Origin of the sequence: Micromonospora sp. NPDC049101 (assembly GCF_040648675.1) — a bacterium.
Classification (GTDB): domain Bacteria; phylum Actinomycetota; class Actinomycetes; order Mycobacteriales; family Micromonosporaceae; genus Micromonospora.
Genome location: NZ_JBEZED010000041.1, coordinates 47,621 through 65,701, shown reverse-complemented (window position 1 = coordinate 65,701; position 18,081 = coordinate 47,621). Strand labels below are relative to the sequence as shown.

Genomic DNA, 18,081 nt, shown 5'->3' with positions numbered 1-18,081 from the left:
CCCGCTGCCCCCGCATCCGACCGATACGTGTCCGGCTCCGCCGCGGCGGCTTCCTCCGGCGGACGGTCGGCGACCTCCTGCTCGTGACGCTCATCGGCCTGCTTCGCCCGATCGGCACGCCCCCGCGCCGCCTGCAACGCCGCCCACAAACCCGGAGCACGCTGCGCCAACGGACGCATCCGATCCTGCAACGACGACAACGAACCCGCGAACGCCGTCAACCCCGACGACACCCGCCCGAACGCATCACCAGTCACCCGCAAATGCCCCGGCATCTGGGCATTCAGGCCCTCCCGGAACAGGTCCCCCTCCGGACCCACGAACTGACTCGTATCCAAACCGGTGATCTGCGCGGCGGCCTGCGTTGCCGCCGAACCGAAGCCCTGCCACCGCGACGCCGACGACCGAACCGCCGACGGATCACCATCCATCCGAAACACATGAGCCGGAAACTCAGCCATCGCGCCGGACCTCCCCGTGTCCACGCCAACCAGCCCGCACCCGCAGCCCGCACAACGCCGCGGCATAGGGCGGCTGTGCACCCGGCACCGCGTAGCACGACGACGCGCCCGGACCTCGATCGATGCCCGGACGCGGCCGCACGAATGGATCAGCCCTGCAGAGTCCCCCGCACCTGACCGCGCATCTCCTGCACGGAGGTCGTGGTCTGACCCAGGGCACCCTTCACCGAGTCGAGGATCTGCTTGACGGTGTCCGCCGCAGTGTTCCACTGCATCTGGATACCGTTGTAGATCTCCATCTCGTCGCCCTCCCAGTTGGCCTTCACCCGGGTGACGAAGTTGGTCAGATCATCGAGACTTGCCTGGACCCCGTTGGCGACCGACGCAATGTCGCCCTGTGCCGACCCGGCGGTCGACTCGTCGTAACTGAAGACGTCACCCATGATCCCCGTAACCTTCCCGTCAGCCCCGGAACTTCGCGCTGTCCCAGTTGGCCGACCCCATGGTCGACTGCAACTGGCTGGTCTGCTCCGAGTGGTAGGTGTCGTAGAGCTGCCCCGCCGAACCGACCCGGCTCGTGATGTCGGTCAAAGCCTTGTTGAGATCGGCCATCGCCGTGTTCCACCGCTGGGTCAGCTGGTCCCAACTCTGGAACGCAGAGCCCTTCCAGACCGCCGGCAGCGGCTCGATCGCGCTGATGAACGAGCGCGCCTGGCTGTTGAGCGCAGCGACCGAAGTGTCTAGATTTGACGAGTGCTGGTTGACCGCATTGTCGGTGATCGAAAACTTCGCGCCCATCCGGAGCCCCTCCCGTGAACTCGACCCACAGTTATTCGAACATAGACACGCAACGACCTTCGTGCGCTACCTGAGTCGCATATCTCGCACAATCTGCGCGGCAAGGTCGAGAATGATCTCCTGCGTGCCGCTCGCCAGGTCGGCCCAGCGCAGCGCGTCGGTGGTCCGCAGCGCCGGGTCGTACGGCAGAGCGAAGGTCGGCAGGTCAGTGGGCGGCTGCCCGGCCGTGGCATCGACCGGCTGCCCGTCCTGGCCGACCAGCACCTGCACGCCGACCTGGTCGAACGGCTCGCGCAGCAGTGGGGCGACCCAGGACCGGCAGTCGGCGAGCCACCGGGGGCCACGCTCGTCGTTCGGGGCCACGAGCACCACCCGGTCGGCCCGGGTCAGCACCGCCGGCACGACCGGATCGTCGGTCAGCGGCGGGGTGTCGACGACTCGCACCGGAAACCAACGGCTGAGGGTGGCCGAGACCGTGCCGTACTCGGCTGCCGTCACCGGTGGCTCGGCGTCGCCCGGGGGGCTGGCCAGCAGCATCGCCCGCTCGGCCAGCGCGAGGCGCTCCCGCAGCCACCGATGACCCACGGCCGGCCGGCGACCGGCGGTGACGCCGCGCAGGCCGAGGCCGGCGAGCACCACCTCGGTGGACCCACCGGCCCGGACCGCCAGCCGGGTGTGCAGGCCGCCGCCGTGGCCGGTGTCCACGGCGAGCACCCCGCCGCCCTGGTGGCGGGCCAGTGCCGAGGTCAGCAGGGCGGCCACGGTCGAGCGGCCGGTGCCCGAGCCCGGCCCGACCACGGCGATCACGCCCGGCCGGAGCCGGGCGGAGAGAATCTCGTCGCGCTCCCGCTCGGCCCGCACCCGTGCGGTGATGCGGGGGTCGAGGGCTCGCACCATCGTCCGGCCGATCTGTCGGTACTCGGTCATCGGGGTCCCCCCGTATAGACGTGAGTTGTTAGCCTGGGTGAGCGATGACGGGGAGGCGGGATGACGTACGTTCAGTATCCTTATGCGACGCTGGTCAGCCTAGGTGGAAACTTGACCACCCTCGCTGACCAGTTGGAGACGGACCATCGCGGGGTGGTCGACTGCGACGGCCTGACCGATGATCATTCCGATATTCAGGGCGCGATCTCCGATTTCCGCGACGAGTGGAAGACCAGCCTGCTTGAGTTGATGAACAACATCGGCGAGTGGGGTGGGCTTTCCAGCGCGATCGGCAAGATGGTCTCCGACTTCGACACCCAGACCGCTGCCGCGCTGCGCCCGACCGAATCGTAGGGGTGCCGCGTGAGCGACGTGTCCATGCTCGACCCGCTGCCCTCCCACGATCTGAAGCTCAACCCCCATGCCCCACACCCGGATTTCCCGTGGTTCATCGGGGTCCCCTCAGACTGGGCGCTGCTCGACACCAATCCGGAGTCCTGGCAGCGCAGCGCCGCACGGATGGTCGACGACCGGTTCTTCGGGCAGCGCCTGCGCGCCCCCGAGCGCCGGGGGGTTCTCCAGTTCCTCGAGCAACTCGTCGCCGACTGTCAACGTGCCGGCGCGTCGCTGAGCCTGGTGCAGTTGGGTCGGATGTCCACCGGTGCGGTCGGCAGTGCCGGGCTGCACCTGGGCTGGTTCAACTCGGCGCCTCAGCCGGCCGGTCTCGCGCTGGTCCGGCAGACGCTGCCACGCACCGGCACGACGGAGGAGGTCGAGACGCCGGTCGGGCCGGGGGTGCTGCACCGCGACGTCGCCTCCACGGTCCCGCCGGGCGGCCTGACCCGGGTGCGTTCGACGGTGCTGCAACTGTTTCTACCGTTGCCCGGCACCACCTGGACGGCCGTGCTCAGCGCCGCGACACCACACCCCGAGATGGAGCAGGTGCTCACCGACGTGATCGTGGCGGTGGCCCAGAGCATCAAGCCAGCCGATGCGGACGACGTGGCCGCCGCCACCGAGGCCAAGCACGACGACGAGGCCAACCGGGCCGCCGACCATGACTGACGACTGCGCTGGGCGCAACCATGACCGACGACGGGGCTAAGCGCGACCATGACTGACCACCGGGGCGGGCGCGACCATGACTGACGACGGGGCCGGGTCCGGCCGTGGCTGACGGCCGGGACCGGGTGGTGGTCGAGGCGCACGCACTGCGCACCGCCACCGCCAAGGCCGCGCTCCTGCACGGGTCCCGGCGCGGCCCACGCGACCTGCGCCGTCCCTATGCGACGGTGATCGCGAGCCTGGTCGTCGGTGCCCTGTTGCTGGTCGCGGTCTGGGCGATCACCAGTATCGGCGACCTGCTCGCCCAGCAGCGCCAGAAACGCGGGCTGGCCCCACCCGTCGCCACGCAACCGGCGTCGGACGCGGCGCTTTCCTTCCTCGCGCGGTCGGCCGGGCCGGCGGACCGGTCCGGGCCGACGTCGGCGATCGTGCCCCGCAGCACACGGATCGGCTGATCAGCGGATGCGCCCGGCCCTCGGCTCAGCGGGCCGCCCAGTCGAAGCCACCGAAGACCGCGATCACCAGTGGCGCGAGGCTGACCACCGCGAGCACCTCGGCCAGGTCGAAGAGCTGTCGCAACCGGGCGGCACCGACGTCGTCCAGCCGGGGACGGCCGGCCCAGAGCACCGCACCCGCCACCACCAGGACACCGACCACGGCCAGCCAGGCCCGCACCGCCTCGTCGGCGTCGGTGAGGCGGACGGCATCGAGCACCGCCACGGTGGCCGCCGTCACCGGCGGGACGAGCATGGGCAGCACCTGCCCGAAACGGGTGAAGACCCGCGACCGCAGCGCGAACACCAACCCCAGCACCGCCCCGAGCAGCACGCCGATGCCGGCCGGGCCGGTCAGCAGCACGACGCAGGCTGCGGTGGCGGCCAACGCGACGCCGACGACGGCACCGGACAGCACGGTCTGACCCCGGCGGACCGCCGCCGCGACCAGGTGTCGGCCGACCCACTGGCTCTCCTCCTGCCGGCGCAGCAGATCGACGAGGCGGGCCGAGCTGAGCGCGAGCTGCGGCGCGAGCCCCACCGCGAAGACGACCACGACCGAGCCCACGGCCGCGGTCTGCTGCGGATCGAGCCCGGCGACGAGCAGCGCGGTGCCGAGCCCGCCGAGCACCGTCACCGCGAGCCCGCCAGCGGCGACGCCATACCACCGCTCGCCCGCCAGGACGAACAGGGCGGCACCGAGACCGGCGCCCAGGGCGGCGGCGGTGAAGAGGGCCGGCTCGGGCCAACCGGCCGCCCGGGCGACCGCGACGCCGGCGACCAACCAGGCCGGCACGGCTGCGGCGATCAGCAGCGTGCCACCGGGCGCGCCGAGCATGCGGCCGGCGAGCACCGCCAACGCGGCCACCGTGAACAGCATGGCCGGGGCCGCGGCCACCGGCACCGGCATGGTGGTGAGCGCGTACGTGAGGGTCAGCACCACGACACCGGCCAGTGCCGCGCTGCCCGTCATCCGGGCGGCGTCACGCCATTCGCTGCCGTCGTCGTCCAGTGTGGTCTGCACCTCGTCCACCACGTCGTCGACGAACGGTGGCAGGGGGGCCTGCTCGGGCGGGGTCAGGTAGAGCGTCTCGGCGTCGATGATGCCGGCCTCGTCCAGGGAGCGGCGTGGGTCCAACCCGCCGGCGGCCACGGTGGACAGTTTCCAGCGGCCGGCGGCCTCGGGCGTGAGCGAGAGCAGCTCGCAGACCTGCGGCACGAACTCCAGCACCGGCCGGGCCGCCGGCAGACTGATATCGAGGCTTCGCCCGCCGGCCACCACTGTCACTCGGGTGAATCGGGTTGCCATGACCCTCCGTCCCCGCACGGTCGGCTCGGTGTGTCGACCGGTACTACTCTAGGCAGTCGGAGCACTACCGGTAACCCGGCCGAGGCACTGATCGGTTCGGCCCGGAAGGGGTCGCGATGACGCAGCGGGTGATTCACCGACCGGCCCGGGTCCCACCACCGGAGCCGGAGCCGACCGCGCTCGACGTGGTCTCACCACCGGCGGTGCCCGACGGCGGCGGTGGGTTCGCGGGCGTCATGCAGGTGTTCCTCCCGATCATGGGCGGGGCCGGCATGTTGCTCATGATGATGGCCAACCAAAACCCGATCATGATGATCGCCGGGCTCGGCATGCTGGTCGCCACGGTGTTCGGGGGCATCGCCGCGTACGTCACCCAGCGCACCGGCGCGGCCCGCCGTTTCTCCCGACAACGGCAACGCTACCTGGAGTACATCGACCGGATCCGCGACCAGATCCGGGCGGACGCGGTCACCCAGCGGGCCGCGGCCCAGCATCGGCACCCGGCCCCGGAGGTGCTGCCGGATCTGCTCCGTGACCCGCACCGGCGGTGGGAGCGGCGGCTGGCCGACCCGGATTTCCTGGTGCTGCGGGTCGGGCACGGGCAGGATCGCCTGTGGCGCCGGGTCACCCTCCAGGCCGACGAGAACAACCCGATGGTCGACCTGGACCCGGTCACCCTGGCCGCCGCCCGGTTGGTGGTGGACCGGGACCGCCTGCTCGACGGCATGCCGGTCGCGGTGCCGGTCACCGGTGTGGTCTCGGTGGTGGGCAGCCCGGGCGCCACCCGCAACCTGGTGCGGGTGCTGGTGGCGCAGCTCGCCACCCTGCACGCCCCGGACGACGTACGGCTCGCGTGGCTGCTCGGCGGCACCGCCGGGCCGGAGTTCGACTGGTTGAAGTGGCTTCCGCACTGCCTGCACCCGAGCGAGTTCGACGGGCCGGCCCCGCAGCGGCTGGTGGCGGCCGAGCCGATGGCGCTGGCGGCGCTGCTCACCGCGGAGCTGTCCCGGCGCGTCGGTGAGGTCAACCGGGCCCGGCGGCTGGGCGATCCCCAGCACCGGTTCCGGGGCAGTCGGCTGGTCGTCGTGGTCGACCAGATCTCCGCCGGGCGGGCCGACCCGCTCGGTCACCTCGAGGCCGGTCTCGCCCCGGAGGACCTGGGCATGGCGGTGGTGGTGCTCGTCGACGACCGGCAGCACGAGCCGTCCCACGTGGACGTCCGGGTGCTCTGTGAGGACGACCGGGTCACCGTGCAGGACCTGCGCAAGGTCACCGACACCCGGGCACAGGTGATCCTGGCCGAGCGCGAGCGGCTGCGCGGCGCGTCCACCGGCACCGTCGACAAGCTCGACCTGTCGGAGATGGAGTTACTGGCCCGGCGGGTCTCGCCGCTGCGGCTGGTGGCCGACACGGTGGACGACGCCCCGTTGGAGGCGACAGTCGACCTGCGGGGGCTGCTCGGCATCGTCGACGAGGCGAGCTACGACGTGCGTTCCCTGTGGGCGCCCCGGATGCTTCCCGACTTCCTCACGGTGCCGTTCGGGGTGGGGACGGACGGCAACCCGGTGCACCTGGACATCAAGGAGGCCGCGTTGGGCGGCATGGGCCCGCACGGGCTCTGCGTCGGCGCGACCGGCTCCGGCAAGTCCGAGGTCCTGCGGACGCTGGTGCTCACCCTGGCGATGACCCACCCGCCCGAGCGGCTGAGCCTGGTGCTCGTCGACTACAAGGGTGGTGCCACCTTCGCCGGGTTGGAACATCTGCCGCACACCTCGGCGATGATCTCGAACCTGTCCGACGACTCCGGCCTGGTGGACCGGCTGCACGACGCGATCCAGGGGGAGATGAAGCGCCGCCAGCAGATCCTGCTCGACGCCGGGCAGTTGGCCAACATCACCGAGTACAACAGGCGGCGTGACGCGGGCCGGCCGTTGCCGCCACTGCCCAACCTGATGGTGATCATCGACGAGTTCAGTGAGCTGCTGACCGCCAAACCGGACTTCATCGAGCTGTTCATCGCCATCGGCCGGATCGGCCGGTCGATCGGGATCCACCAGATGCTCGCCTCGCAGCGGTTGGAGGAGGGTCGACTGCGCGGGTTGGAGTCGTTCCTGTCGTACCGGCTGGGGTTGCGCACCTTCAACGAGCAGGAAAGCCGCACCGTGCTGGGGGTGCCCGACGCGTACCGGCTGCCACCGCTGCCCGGGTCGGGTTACCTGAAGGTCGACACCACGGTCTTCGAGCGGTTCAAGGCGGCGTACGTGTCCGGCACGTACCGGCCGCCGGCCGGCGAGGAGGTGGTGGACGCCGCACCCGACCCGACGGTCTTCCTGATGTACAACGTGGCCCGGCACCTGCCGAAGCCGTTGACGACCGAGGAGTCGGCGGAGGCCGACGAGAGCGTCTCGGCGCCGAGCACCCTGGACGTGGTGGTCGACCGGCTGCGCGAGCACGGACGGCAGGCACACCGGATCTGGCTGCCGCCGCTACCGGCCTCGCTGGCACTGGACTCGGTCGTCGGCCCACTGGAGACCGATCCGGCGTACGGCCTGGTGGCCCCGGTGGAGCGGCGCGGCCGGCTGCGGATCCCGCTCGGTCTGCTCGATCGGCCCACCGAGCAGAAACAGGAACCGTTCGTGCTGGACATCTCCGGCGCGGGTGGGCACGTCTGCGTGCTCGGCGCACCACAGACCGGCAAGTCGACGCTGCTGCGTAGCCTGGTGGCCGGTGCCGCGCTGACCCACACCCCGCAGGACATCGCGTTCTACTGCGTCGACGTCGGTGGCGGTGCGCTCAACGCGCTGGCCGGGCTCCCGCACGTCGGCGGGGTGGCCGGTCGACTGGACCCGGACCGGATCCGCCGGACGGTGACCGAGGTCAGCATGCTGATGACCGAACGGGAGGAGCTGTTCGCCGCGCACGGCATCGACTCGATCGACACGATGCGGCGGATGCACCGGGAGGGGCGGCTGCCCGAGCTGGCCGCCGCCGACGTCGTGCTGGTGATCGACAACTATCCGGTGCTGAAGACGGAGTTCGAGGATCTCGCCGATCTCGTCCAGGACATCGGCGCCCGGGGCCTCGGGTACGCCGTACACCTGGTGTTGACCGCCGGCCGCTGGTCGGACCTGCGGATGCAGCTCCAGGCGGTGATCGGCTCGAAGATCGAGTTCCGGTTGAACGACCCACTGGACTCGTCCATCAAGCGGCAGGCCGCGGAGAACCTGCGCGCCGACACCCCGGGCCGCTGCCTGACCCAGGACGCGCTGACCGCGCACATCGCCCTGCCCCGCATCGACGGCAGCGACGACGTTCGCACCCTGCCGAAGGGCCTGGACGACCTGGTGTCCCGGGTGGCGACGGCCTGGACCGGCCCGTCGGCGCCGGCCATCCGGATGCTGCCCACCATGATCGGGTACGGCGAGGTGGCCACCGGGTTGCCCGCCGACGGGCGGGTGCGGCTCGGGCTCGACGAGGCGGAGCTGCGACCCACCATGCTCGACCTGTTCGGCACCGACCCGCACCTGCTCGTCTTCGGTGACTCGGCCAGCGGCAAGACCTCACTGCTTCGCCTGCTGGTCCGGGACCTGACCGCCCAGTTCACCGACGACCAGTTGGTCTTCGCGGTCATCGACCTGCGGCGCACCATGTTGGACGCGGTGCCCGACGCCTATCTCGCCGCGTACGCCGGCACCGCCACCGCCGCCCAGGGGCTGGTGGCGGGCGTCGCCGGCGAGATCCGCAACCGGCTACCTCCAGACACCCTGACCGTCGACCAGCTCCGCAGCCGGTCGTGGTGGAAGGGGCCGGAGGTCGTGGTGCTCTGCGACGACTACGACCTGCTGTCCGGTGGCGGCGCCGGGCCGTTGGCGCCGTTCCTGGAGTTCCTGCCGCAGTCGAAGGACCTCGGCTTCCACCTGGTGCTGGCGCGCCGCAGTGGCGGTGCCGGCCGGGCCGTCCACGAGCCGGTGCCGCAGCGGATGAAGGAGGTCGGCTGCGCCGGGCTGCTGCTGTCCGGCGAGCGGCAGGAGGGCCAGCTCTGGCCGCAGGCCCACCTCTCCGTCCAACCGCCCGGCCGGGGGCGGCTGGTGCGTCGCGGCCGTCGCACCACCCTCGTGCAGTTGGCGTACGTCGAGTAGGACGCGGCGAGGACCCCCGCCCGGGCCGGAACCCGGGCGGGGACGGCTCACCGCAGGTGGAACCGGTCGTCGACCGCGAGGGCCGCCAACTGCCGCACCGAGAACGGCAACTTCTGCAACGCCGGCCGGGTCTCGTCGAGCTTCGCGCCCTGCGCCACGTAGACCACCACGCCATCCGGGTGCCGGTACGCCGACCACTGGTCGAGCCGGTCGTCGCTGCCCGGTCGGACCACCACGCCGACCTGCGCCGCCCCGACGGTCTCGACCCGGCATTCGCCCTGCATGCCCCAGAAGGTGCGGGCCAGGGCGCACGGTTCGGTCGGCAACTGGTTGCCGGCGTCGTGCACCTCGACGATCACCCGTCCGGTGCCGTTGCCCTGGGCCACGGCGACCGAGGACAGGTAACTCCACCTGTCGACGCCGTTCACCTTCTCCTCGAACTGCGCCTGCTGGGTCCGCAACGTCCGCTGGTCGGCGGGCTGGTCAGCCGGATCCTCCGGCGCGGTGTAGCCGGGGGGCACGACTGCGACGACTTCGCTGAGCAGGCGGACCCCCCGGTCGTACTGGGATCCGGCCCGCGCGGTCCGGTCCTCCTGTGGTTGACCGTCGGGCCCGGTCGGCCACGGCTCCTTGGTGTCCGTCGACGAGCCCGCAGCCGGAAAACCCCCACCCGCCGGCTGGTAGACCGGGTCGTTCGGGCGGACGACGGCCGCGAAGCCGGTGACCGCCAACACCACCGCCGCCGATCCGAGCGACGCCCACACCGCTCGGCGGCGAAAACGCGCCCGGCGCGCCCTGCCGAGCGCGGCCGGCGTACTCAGTGGTGGTGGCGGGGTGGTGCTCGCCATCTCGCTGCGCAACGCGTCGCGCAGTTCTTGTCCGTTCATCGCTCCCCCATCTCGATCGCGCTGTAGGTGGGTGCCAGGAGGCCCCGCAGAGTGTCGAGCCCGCGTGCCGCCTGGCTCTTCACCGTCCCTGGAGAGCACTCCAGCAGCGCGGCGACGTCCTCGATCGACTGGTCCTCCCAGTAGCGCAGGACCAGCACGGCCCGTTGGCGCGGTGCGACGCGGGCCAGGGCCTGGAGCAGCACCAGCCTGCTCTCCGGCGAGTCGGGGACGGCCGTCTGCTCGGCGTCCTCGCCCCCCACCCGTTCGCGCCGCCACCAGCCGCGACGCCGCTCGTCGAGGAAGGTGCGGATCAGGATCTGGCGGACGTAGCTGTCGAGCACCTCGTGCCGCGAGATCCGGTGCCAGACCCGGTAGAGCTTGACGAAAGTGGTCTGTACCAGGTCTTCCGCCCGATGCCAGTCACCGCACAGCAGGTACGCGGTGGCGCGCATGGCAGCGGACCGTGCCGCGAAGTACTCGGCGAACGCTTCGTCGCGATCGCTCATTCAGGCCTCCGTTCCCCGTTTCGAGATAGTCACGCGGGGTCCGACCCGGAGGGTTGCTCCGAAACTCGCGTACGTTCCCGGGGATCAACGCCGCAGGGCGTCCGGAGGCGACAAACCCCTCACGCCGACGGCATGGCGGCGTCCACCGCGAGAAGCGAGCCCTTGCCGGCCACCAGCAGGACACCCGGCGTCGACACGCGCAGCCCGCTGATCTGCTGGTCGACCAGGCGGCGCTCGCGGGGCCGACCGGTGTCGTCGACGAGCAGTAGCAGACCGGGTCGCCCGGTGGCCAGCACGTGCCCGCTGGGCCGGGACGACGTGGTCCACCGCGTCCGGCCCGGCGCTGACCCGCCAGCGGAACGCACCGGTGGTCAGGTCCAGCGCGACGGCACCACCCCGGCGCTCGCGCGCCCGAACCGATCCGCACCGGCCGCCACGAACGCCGGCCACTGTCCGTCGCCGGCCGCGAGGGGCTCGGGCCGGCTCCAGCGACGTGTTTCGTTGCCGTCACGCAGGTCGAGCAGCCGTACCGATGTGCCGCCCCCGACGATGTACCCGCTCGCCGATGACGGCCGGCAGCACGGTTGCCGTCCGCTGCCGGTCGACCCAGAGCAGACGGGTCGAGCGCTCGTGCACCAGGACGCCGTCGGGTGTGCTCGCCATCGCGGTCGGGTCGACCCGCTGGTGCAGTGCGCGACGCCACAGGACTTCGAAGATCACCCACCCTAGCCCGCGCCGGCCCCGCCACGGGGACCCGAGGCGCGTCACACCAACCCACCACCTCCGAGCCGGTTCACCGACGCTGTCAGCGCAGATGCCCAGCCGTTGTCGACCGAGGGGAGCGGCCGGTTCAGCGGACCGGAACCGAGTGCCGGACCGCGCTGGTCGTGCGGCGGAGCAGGATCCGCTGCAGGACGCCGACCCCCATCCCGACCGTCCCGACGAGGGTGACGAGCAGATGCACGGCGAAGAAGTACCCGCCGAACAGCAGGCCCTCGCTCGCGAACACCTGCCGGTACGTGGTGCCGTCCAGGCCGATGGCGGCGGCGAGCAGCAGCGGTGTCACGGCGGCGCCGGCCGCGCCGACCAGCAACGGTAGCGGCAGGGCCAGCGTGGCGAGCACGACCAGGACGCCGGCGACCGCGCGGGACCGGGAGTCTCCGGGCAGCTCGCCCCGGCGCCACTCCAGCGCGCTCGCCACCGCGCGCCGGAACACCTTGTGCAACACCATCCGCAGGGTGGGGTCGTGATCGTGGCAACCGCGGATCCGGTCGGTGAGGGCTACGTCGTAACGCTGGACGAGCCGGGCCCGGTAGTCGGCCGCCTCGGTGTCGCGCAGGTACGGGTTGAAGCCGCCGATCTCGGCGAAGACCCGGGCCGGCACCGCCAGCAGCGCTGCGTGCAGTTCCCGGGTCGGCCCGCCCGTCGGCATCCACCAGTGGTACATCTGCAACGCGCGGTACCGCGCGGCGAGGCTGTCGGCGATCAGCGACCTCGGGTGCAGGATTCCGCAGACCGCGCCGAGGTTCGGGTCGTCGCGCAACATGGCCACCGCGTTGCCGATGCTGTCTGGGTCGAGGGCGATGTCGGAGTCGAGGAAGAACAGTATCTCGCCGCCCGCGTGCCCGGCGCCGAGGTTGCGGGCCGCGGACTGGCCGCTGTTGGTCCGGGTCCGCAGCACCGTCGCCCCGGACGACTCGGCGACGGCGACCGAGTCGTCGGTGCTGCAGTCATCCACCACGATGATCTCGATCGGCGCGTACGTCTGCGCGGCGAGGGCCCGCAGGCAGAGCGCCAGGGCGTCGCGCCGGTTGTGGTGCGGAACGATGACCGAGACCAGCGGATTCGAGTGACTCATGGCTCCTCCGGGGATGGATCTCACGCGTTCGCGTGGCTGGTGGGGTGGCTCTGGGGCGGGCCGGGCCGGCGGGTGAGGGCGTACTGCGCCACGCCGACCCCCGCCGCCACGGCGGCGGTGAGGGTGACGAGCAACTGCACGGCGGTGAAGTAGACGCCGAAGCCGACGCCACCGGTGGCGAAGACGTGGCGGTAGGTGGCGGCGTCCAGCCCGATCGCGGTGGCGACCAGCGCCGGTGTCGCCACCGCGCCGACCGGGCCGACCAGCAGCGGCAGGGGAAGCGCCGCCGCCGCGCCGGCCACCGCCACGCTCGCCAGCGCCCGCGATCCGGTCGCGGCGCCGCCGGGCAGGGTGCGGTGCCGCAACCACAGGGGCATTCCCATCCGGGTGCGGTGGAACACCTTTCGCAGGATCGTCCGCAGCGTCGCGTCGTGGTCGTGCCGGCCGCGGATTGCGGTGGTGACCCGCACGTCGTAGCGGCGGCCGAGCCGGTAGCCGTAGTCCTGGTCCTCGGTGTGCCGCAGCCGTGGGTCGAACGGCCCGGTCTCGGCGAACACCTCCGCCCGGATGGCGAACAGGGCCGTGTGCAGGCCGGGTATCGTCCCCTCCACCTCGTTGAACCACACGTACTGCTGCGCCGTCCGGTACCGGGTGGCCAGGGTGCCCGGTAGCAGCGGCTCGGCGTCGTAGACGCCACAGATCGCGCCCACACCGGGCTGGTCCCGCAGCACGGAGACCGCGATCTCGACCCCGGTGGGATCGAGCGCCACGTCCGAGTCGAGGAAGAAGAGGATTTCTCCGGTGGCGTGCTCGGCACCGAGGTTGCGGGCCACGGACTGGCCGCTGTTCGACCCGGTGCCCACCACCGTGGCGCCCATCGCCCGGGCCACCTGCGCCGAGCCGTCGGTGCTGGCGTCGTCGACGACGATCAGCTCGATCGGCTGATAGGTCTGCGTGGCCACCGAGCGCAGGCAGAGCTCCAGCGTGGCGATGCTGTTGTAGCTGGGGACGATGACCGAGACGAGTGGGTTCACCGCGGATGCTTCCGCAGCGACTCGAACAGCTTCTGGTAGGCGTCCAGACAGGCGCCGACCGAGAACCGCTCCCGCGACTCCTTCGCCTTGAGCTCACGCCAGTCGGGTGAAACGGTCCCCATCCGGCGAATGGCGCCCTCCAGCGCCACCGGGTCGCGCGGGGGGACGACCTCGCCGAACCCGGTGGCCGCGACCGGGTACCGGCCGCCGGGGATGTCGGTGGTCACCGACGGTATCCCGCACATCATCGCCTCGGCCTGGACGATGCCGAAGGTCTCCGCCACCGACGGCAGGGTGAAGACATCGATCGAGGCGTAGAAGTCGTCGATCTCGGAACCGCGGAGCTCGCCGAGGACGCGGATCCGGGTGTCGCCGGCGATCGCGGCCTTGACGTCGGCGAGGTTGCTGCCACCGGCGACCGTGGCGTAGTTGCCGGCGATGAGCAGCCGGGCGTCCGGGTCGGCGATCCGCTGGAACGCTTTGACCAGGTAGACGATCCCCTTGTCCTGCACGATTCGGCCGAGGAACCCGACGTGGAGCCCGGTGGTCTCCCGGTAGCGCGGTGCCCCGCCCCGCCGGTCCAGGCAGGGCGCGGCGATCGGGGTGAAGCGGTCCCGCATCAGCGGCCAGAACTTCGACCCCATCGCCTGGTCGTCGCTGTAGGCCACCGTGGCCGCCGAGCGCCTGATCGCAGCCCGGGAGGTGATGTCCGAGGCGCGCATCAGGGCCCGACTGAACGTCGACGGAGGCAGGTAGAGGTCGATGTGCACGTGGCTGACGATGGGGGTGTCACCGCACCCCGCCGCGACCAGCGCCGCCTCCGCCATCGGCAGGTTGAGATGCAGCACCGACGAGGCACGGGCCAGTCGGGAGGCGACGACCGGGTAGCTGGGCGCGACGAACGCCCGGTTGATCCGGACCAGCTTCGGACACCGGTAGACGTCCACGCCCGCGATGGTCTCGCGTCGGGGCAGGCCCGGGTGGTGCTGCGCCGCGACGACCGCTACCCGCCAGCCCCGCTCCACCATGCCCTCGGCGACACAACGCGCGGTGTGGGTCAGCCCGCTCACGTACGGGTCGTAGTAAGTCAGGGCGACGGTCAGGTCGTACTTTGTCGTCGTCATGGGGTTCTCTCCTATGGGGTACGGGAAGCCAGCAGGAAGCCGCCCGACACGGCCAACCAGAGCAGCGAGTTGACGACCAGCGCCGGGTCTCGGAGCAGCAGCCGGACCGGGTCCGCTCCGCCGTCGGCGACGAGCACCAGCTGCAGGTAGCGGAACAGGGCGAACAGTGCCAGCGGCGCCGACAGCACCGCGGCGACGAGTCCGTTGGCGCCCAGCGGCGCCTCGGTGCGCAGGTAGAGCAGGTAGGATCCGACCGACATGACAGCGCTGAGCACCATCAGCTGGTCGATCAGCGGCACGGTGTAGCCGCGCAGCGCCGGACGGTGCGCGCCACCGACCGTGGTCAGCTCCTGCCGGCGCTTGCTGACGGTCAGTAGCAGGCAGAGGCTGAAAACGCTGATCAGCAACCAGCCGGACGGGTCGACGCCGAGCACCAGGTAGCCCTGCATCAGCCGCAGCCCGAAGCCGGTCGCCACCACGAAGATGTCCACCAGCGGCACGTGTTTGAGCGCGAAGGAATACGCGATGGCCAGCGCCAGGTAGGCCGCGACCGGCCAGATCCGCGGCCACGGCTGCAGCCCGCACAGTACGACGAGGAGTACGCCCTGAACGGCCGCCAGCAGCAGACCGACGCGTATCGAGATGCGGCCGGAGGCGATCGGGCGGTGCCGTTTGGTCGGGTGGCCACCGTCGCGGTGTCGATCGGCGATGTCGTTGAGGGTGTACACGAGCGTCGACGCGATGGTCAGGGCGACGATCGCCCACCCCACCCGCAGGATGGCACCCAGGCTCCACACGTCGAGATCCAGCAGCGCCACGGGGACGACCAGCAGGTTCTTGGCCCACTGGCCCGGCCGGAGGAGGGTCAGGATGTCTCTGGGAAGCCCGCCGCGGCGGCGATTGGCGGCGGGCTCTCCCGCCGCAGGGGTGGGGGTTGCCTCGGTTGACCACGTGGTGTGCACAGCAACCCCCGGGCTAGAAGAAGACCTTTGCGGCCCGCAGTACGCCCTGGCTCCAGGGCTCCCTACTGGTGCGGCCCGCCTGCCGGTCGCCGTCGTCCGGTCGCTGCCGCCACCAGTCGAAGGCCCGCAGCAGCGCCTCCTGGTTGGACAACCGGGGCTCGAAGCCGAGCCGCTGGCGGGCCTTCTCTGTGCTGACGTACGAATCGCCGAGCAACTTGTGCAGCAACCGTCCGTACACCGGGGAGAGCCGGGCCCGGCGGAGCAACTCCAGGGCGTACAGCGCCGGCTGCGCCGGGATGGAGCGCACCCGGCGGCGGTGCCCGGCGGCGTCGAGCACCGCCTGGAAGTCCTCCCGCAGGGTGCCGAAGCGGTTGGCCGCGACGTTGAAGGTGTCGTTGGCGGTCTCGGCGTCGGTGGTCAGGACCACCACGACGCAGTCCAGCAGGTCCTCCATCGCACACATCTGGATCCGTACGTCGCCGCGGCCGAGTACCGGGAAGTGTCGGCCCTCCTCGGCCCACTCGAACAGCATCGCGAACAGGCCCATCCGGCCGGCGCCGACAAAGGTCTTCGGTCGCAGGATCGGTACGCAGAGCCCGTCGGCGCGGAAGCTCTCGCAGATCTCCTCGGCGGACGCCTTTGCCCGGCCGTAGGCGTCCGTGGGCTCCCGGGGGTACTCCTCGGTGGTCGGCACGACGGTCGGCAGGCCGTACACCGCGGTGGAGGAGATGTGCACCACCCGGCGCACGCCACTGTCCCGGGCGGCGGTCAGCACGGTGCGGGTTCCCTCGACGATCACCGAGCGGATCTCGTCCTCCGGATAGCTGGGCAGCGCGGCCGCCGTGTGCACCACCGCGTCGGCACCGGTGAGGGCCGCCTTCAGCGCGGCCCGGTCGCGGATGTCGGCGACGGTGTGGTCGGGGTCGTCGACGGGTCGCATGTCGACGCCGTGCACCTGGTGACCGTCGGCGCGCAGCCGTCGCACCAGGCCGCTGCCCAGCATCCCGCCGCTGCCTGTCACCACGACGCGCATCACCACGACGACACCGCCTTCTCCCGTACGAACGCGGTCAGCAGCCGCCGCAGACCGACCGCGAGGGTCGCCTCCAGCGCGTCCAGGAAGTGCTCCAGATCGGCCTCTTCGATGACCAGCGTCGGGGCGACCATCAGCGGGTTCTCGCCGTTCGGGCTGTAGTAGGTCATGATCCGGTGGTGCCGGTACAGGTGGGCGATCACCGACAGTGTGATCAGCTTGGTCCGGAACTGCGGGTCGCCGGCGAAGCCGGGCACCAACTTGGCGGCCAGGTCGAGCAGCTTCGGCCCGCCGCCGAGGAACACCCCGTGCAGTGAGCCGACCCCGGCCACCCGGATGATCGTGTCGGGGAACGCCTTCTGGACGCGTTCCAACCCCGAGGTCAGGATCCGCTCGATCTCCCTCGCCCGGGCGGGGAAGTCCTCCTCGACCACGACGTTGACCGCCTCGATCGCGGTCGCCGTCTCCTCGCCGAACCCGTAGTAGGTGGTGCTGTGCAGGATCACGTCGGTCAACCGCTCGTACGCCCTGCGGAAGACGGGCTCCCGCGCGGTGTACCCGGAGATCGACGCCTTTCCGCCACCGAGTGACTTCGAGTAGGTGAGGATGTCGGGGACCAGGCCGTCGTGGCGCATGAAGTAGAACAGGTTGCCGGTCTTTCCCCAGCCCGTGTATATCTCGTCGAAGATCAGGATGATCTCCTCGGCGGTGCAGAGCTCACGCAGCTGCCGGAGCGCGGGCTCGGACCACCGACGCATGGTGGAGGCGCTGAACGGCTCGACCAGGATGGCGTAGACGTCACAGCCGCCGTCCGGTCGGCGGGCCTCGGCCACCGCCCGGCGCAACGCGTCGAGGTCGCCAAAGGGATACACCACGATTCCCGGCAGTCCGGGAAATCGGAAGTTGTTCTCCGATGAACCGGTCAGACTGCCCGCTCCCAGCGTCTTGCCGTGGAAGCTGATGTCTGCCCGAAGAATCGTGTTCCGCTTTCCGCCGTGGTATTTGTAGGCCATCTTCACCGCGCCCTCGTTGGCCTCGGCGCCGGAGTTCGGGAAGTACGAGATGGACAGGTCGGCCGGCAGCAGTTGCGCGACGTTGTGGCTGAGCGCAGCCAGGTACGGCGAGAAGAACGCCTTGTGTACCTCCATCCGCTTGTCCCGCGCGAACCGCTCGCGTGCCGCCAGGATCCGGGGGTGGTTGTGGCCGTGGTTCAGCACCCCGACGCCGCCGGAGAGGTCCAGCACCCGGGTGCCGTCGCGCATGTTGACCCAGGCGCCCTCGGCGCTGTCGACCAGGTCCCGGCCGAATCCGAACGATGTCATCAGGGACACCTGGGTACGGCTGACATGACGGCGGTAGAGGTCGTGCACCTCCTTGGTCGTCAGCTGATCGCATTCGTCGATGCCGATGAGCTTCGCCACGATTACTCCCTCCGTTGTGGTGCCGGCGGAGCGGAACTCGCTGCAGACTATGCGCGGCGAGCC

General features: G+C 71.1%; 19 protein-coding genes. 4 read left to right on the top strand and 15 right to left on the bottom strand.

Going from position 1 to position 18,081, the window contains the following annotated elements; translation table 11 throughout:
• The 4 genes from AB0B57_RS34870 to AB0B57_RS34855 form a co-directional block, all read right to left on the bottom strand.
• A partial coding sequence (locus AB0B57_RS34870; RefSeq protein ID WP_357080020.1) for a putative T7SS-secreted protein occupies nucleotides 1-461 on the bottom strand: 461 nt, incomplete at its 3' end.
• A gap of 149 nt (nucleotides 462-610) precedes the next feature.
• Nucleotides 611-904, bottom strand: a complete 294-nt coding sequence (locus AB0B57_RS34865) for a WXG100 family type VII secretion target (RefSeq protein ID WP_357080017.1) — start codon at nucleotides 902-904, stop codon at nucleotides 611-613.
• A 19-nt stretch (nucleotides 905-923) separates the two neighbouring features.
• Nucleotides 924-1,259: a WXG100 family type VII secretion target gene (locus tag AB0B57_RS34860; protein WP_357080014.1), complete on the bottom strand. Its 336-nt coding sequence runs from the start codon at nucleotides 1,257-1,259 to the stop codon at nucleotides 924-926.
• Between the two features lie 66 nt (nucleotides 1,260-1,325).
• Nucleotides 1,326-2,186: a hypothetical protein gene (locus tag AB0B57_RS34855; RefSeq protein ID WP_357080011.1), complete on the bottom strand. Its 861-nt coding sequence runs from the start codon at nucleotides 2,184-2,186 to the stop codon at nucleotides 1,326-1,328.
• 60 nt (nucleotides 2,187-2,246) lie between these two features.
• Here AB0B57_RS34855 and AB0B57_RS34850 point away from each other — a divergent pair, with 60 nt between their 5' ends.
• The 3 genes from AB0B57_RS34850 (at nucleotide 2,247) to AB0B57_RS34840 (ending at nucleotide 3,706) form a co-directional block, all read left to right on the top strand.
• Entirely contained in the window at nucleotides 2,247-2,540 is a 294-nt protein-coding gene (locus tag AB0B57_RS34850; protein WP_357080008.1) for a hypothetical protein, read from the top strand.
• A gap of 9 nt (nucleotides 2,541-2,549) precedes the next feature.
• Nucleotides 2,550-3,251 (top strand): hypothetical protein, encoded by a 702-nt coding sequence (locus AB0B57_RS34845; RefSeq protein WP_357080005.1) that lies wholly within the window; start codon nucleotides 2,550-2,552, stop codon nucleotides 3,249-3,251.
• A gap of 104 nt (nucleotides 3,252-3,355) precedes the next feature.
• On the top strand, nucleotides 3,356-3,706 hold the full coding sequence (locus AB0B57_RS34840) for a hypothetical protein (protein ID WP_357080002.1): 351 nt from the start codon (nucleotides 3,356-3,358) through the stop codon (nucleotides 3,704-3,706).
• 25 nt (nucleotides 3,707-3,731) lie between these two features.
• Here the strand turns inward: AB0B57_RS34840 and eccD are convergent, their stop codons facing one another.
• Nucleotides 3,732-5,054, bottom strand: a complete 1,323-nt coding sequence (gene eccD, locus AB0B57_RS34835; protein ID WP_357079999.1) for a type VII secretion integral membrane protein EccD — start codon at nucleotides 5,052-5,054, stop codon at nucleotides 3,732-3,734.
• 116 nt (nucleotides 5,055-5,170) lie between these two features.
• Here eccD and eccCa point away from each other — a divergent pair, with 116 nt between their 5' ends.
• The gene (gene eccCa, locus AB0B57_RS34830) at nucleotides 5,171-9,193 is read left to right on the top strand and encodes a type VII secretion protein EccCa (RefSeq protein ID WP_357079996.1); all 4,023 of its coding nucleotides are present in this window, start codon (nucleotides 5,171-5,173) and stop codon (nucleotides 9,191-9,193) included.
• Nucleotides 9,194-9,240: 47 nt separating this feature from the next.
• On the opposite strand, the gene AB0B57_RS34825 is transcribed toward eccCa, so the two are convergent.
• From AB0B57_RS34825 to AB0B57_RS34780, 10 genes are all read right to left on the bottom strand, one after another.
• On the bottom strand, nucleotides 9,241-10,080 hold the full coding sequence (locus tag AB0B57_RS34825; RefSeq protein WP_357079993.1) for a hypothetical protein: 840 nt from the start codon (nucleotides 10,078-10,080) through the stop codon (nucleotides 9,241-9,243).
• The gene (locus AB0B57_RS34820; RefSeq protein WP_357079990.1) at nucleotides 10,077-10,586 is read right to left on the bottom strand and encodes a SigE family RNA polymerase sigma factor; all 510 of its coding nucleotides are present in this window, start codon (nucleotides 10,584-10,586) and stop codon (nucleotides 10,077-10,079) included. Before AB0B57_RS34820 ends, AB0B57_RS34825 begins: the two co-directional genes overlap by 4 nt.
• A gap of 119 nt (nucleotides 10,587-10,705) precedes the next feature.
• Nucleotides 10,706-10,951: a hypothetical protein gene (locus tag AB0B57_RS34815; protein WP_357079987.1), complete on the bottom strand. Its 246-nt coding sequence runs from the start codon at nucleotides 10,949-10,951 to the stop codon at nucleotides 10,706-10,708.
• A 142-nt stretch (nucleotides 10,952-11,093) separates the two neighbouring features.
• The gene (locus AB0B57_RS34810) at nucleotides 11,094-11,306 is read right to left on the bottom strand and encodes a hypothetical protein (RefSeq protein ID WP_357079984.1); all 213 of its coding nucleotides are present in this window, start codon (nucleotides 11,304-11,306) and stop codon (nucleotides 11,094-11,096) included.
• 130 nt (nucleotides 11,307-11,436) lie between these two features.
• The gene (locus AB0B57_RS34805) at nucleotides 11,437-12,444 is read right to left on the bottom strand and encodes a glycosyltransferase (protein ID WP_357079981.1); all 1,008 of its coding nucleotides are present in this window, start codon (nucleotides 12,442-12,444) and stop codon (nucleotides 11,437-11,439) included.
• A gap of 20 nt (nucleotides 12,445-12,464) precedes the next feature.
• Nucleotides 12,465-13,478, bottom strand: a complete 1,014-nt coding sequence (locus tag AB0B57_RS34800) for a glycosyltransferase family A protein (RefSeq protein ID WP_357079978.1) — start codon at nucleotides 13,476-13,478, stop codon at nucleotides 12,465-12,467.
• Entirely contained in the window at nucleotides 13,475-14,602 is a 1,128-nt protein-coding gene (locus AB0B57_RS34795; protein WP_357079975.1) for a glycosyltransferase family 4 protein, read from the bottom strand. The genes AB0B57_RS34800 and AB0B57_RS34795 overlap by 4 nt, the downstream gene beginning before the upstream one ends.
• Nucleotides 14,603-14,613: 11 nt before the next feature.
• Nucleotides 14,614-15,420 carry a UbiA prenyltransferase family protein gene (locus AB0B57_RS34790; RefSeq protein ID WP_357079972.1) on the bottom strand — a complete coding sequence of 269 codons (807 nt, stop codon included), beginning with the start codon at nucleotides 15,418-15,420 and terminating at the stop codon, nucleotides 14,614-14,616.
• Nucleotides 15,421-15,577: 157 nt separating this feature from the next.
• Nucleotides 15,578-16,597, bottom strand: a complete 1,020-nt coding sequence (locus tag AB0B57_RS34785) for an NAD-dependent epimerase/dehydratase family protein (RefSeq protein WP_357080039.1) — start codon at nucleotides 16,595-16,597, stop codon at nucleotides 15,578-15,580.
• Nucleotides 16,597-17,919, bottom strand: coding sequence for an aminotransferase class III-fold pyridoxal phosphate-dependent enzyme (locus AB0B57_RS34780; protein WP_357080036.1), 1,323 nt, complete (start codon nucleotides 17,917-17,919; stop codon nucleotides 16,597-16,599). The genes AB0B57_RS34785 and AB0B57_RS34780 overlap by 1 nt, the downstream gene beginning before the upstream one ends.
• Nucleotides 17,920-18,081 lie beyond the last annotated feature (162 nt).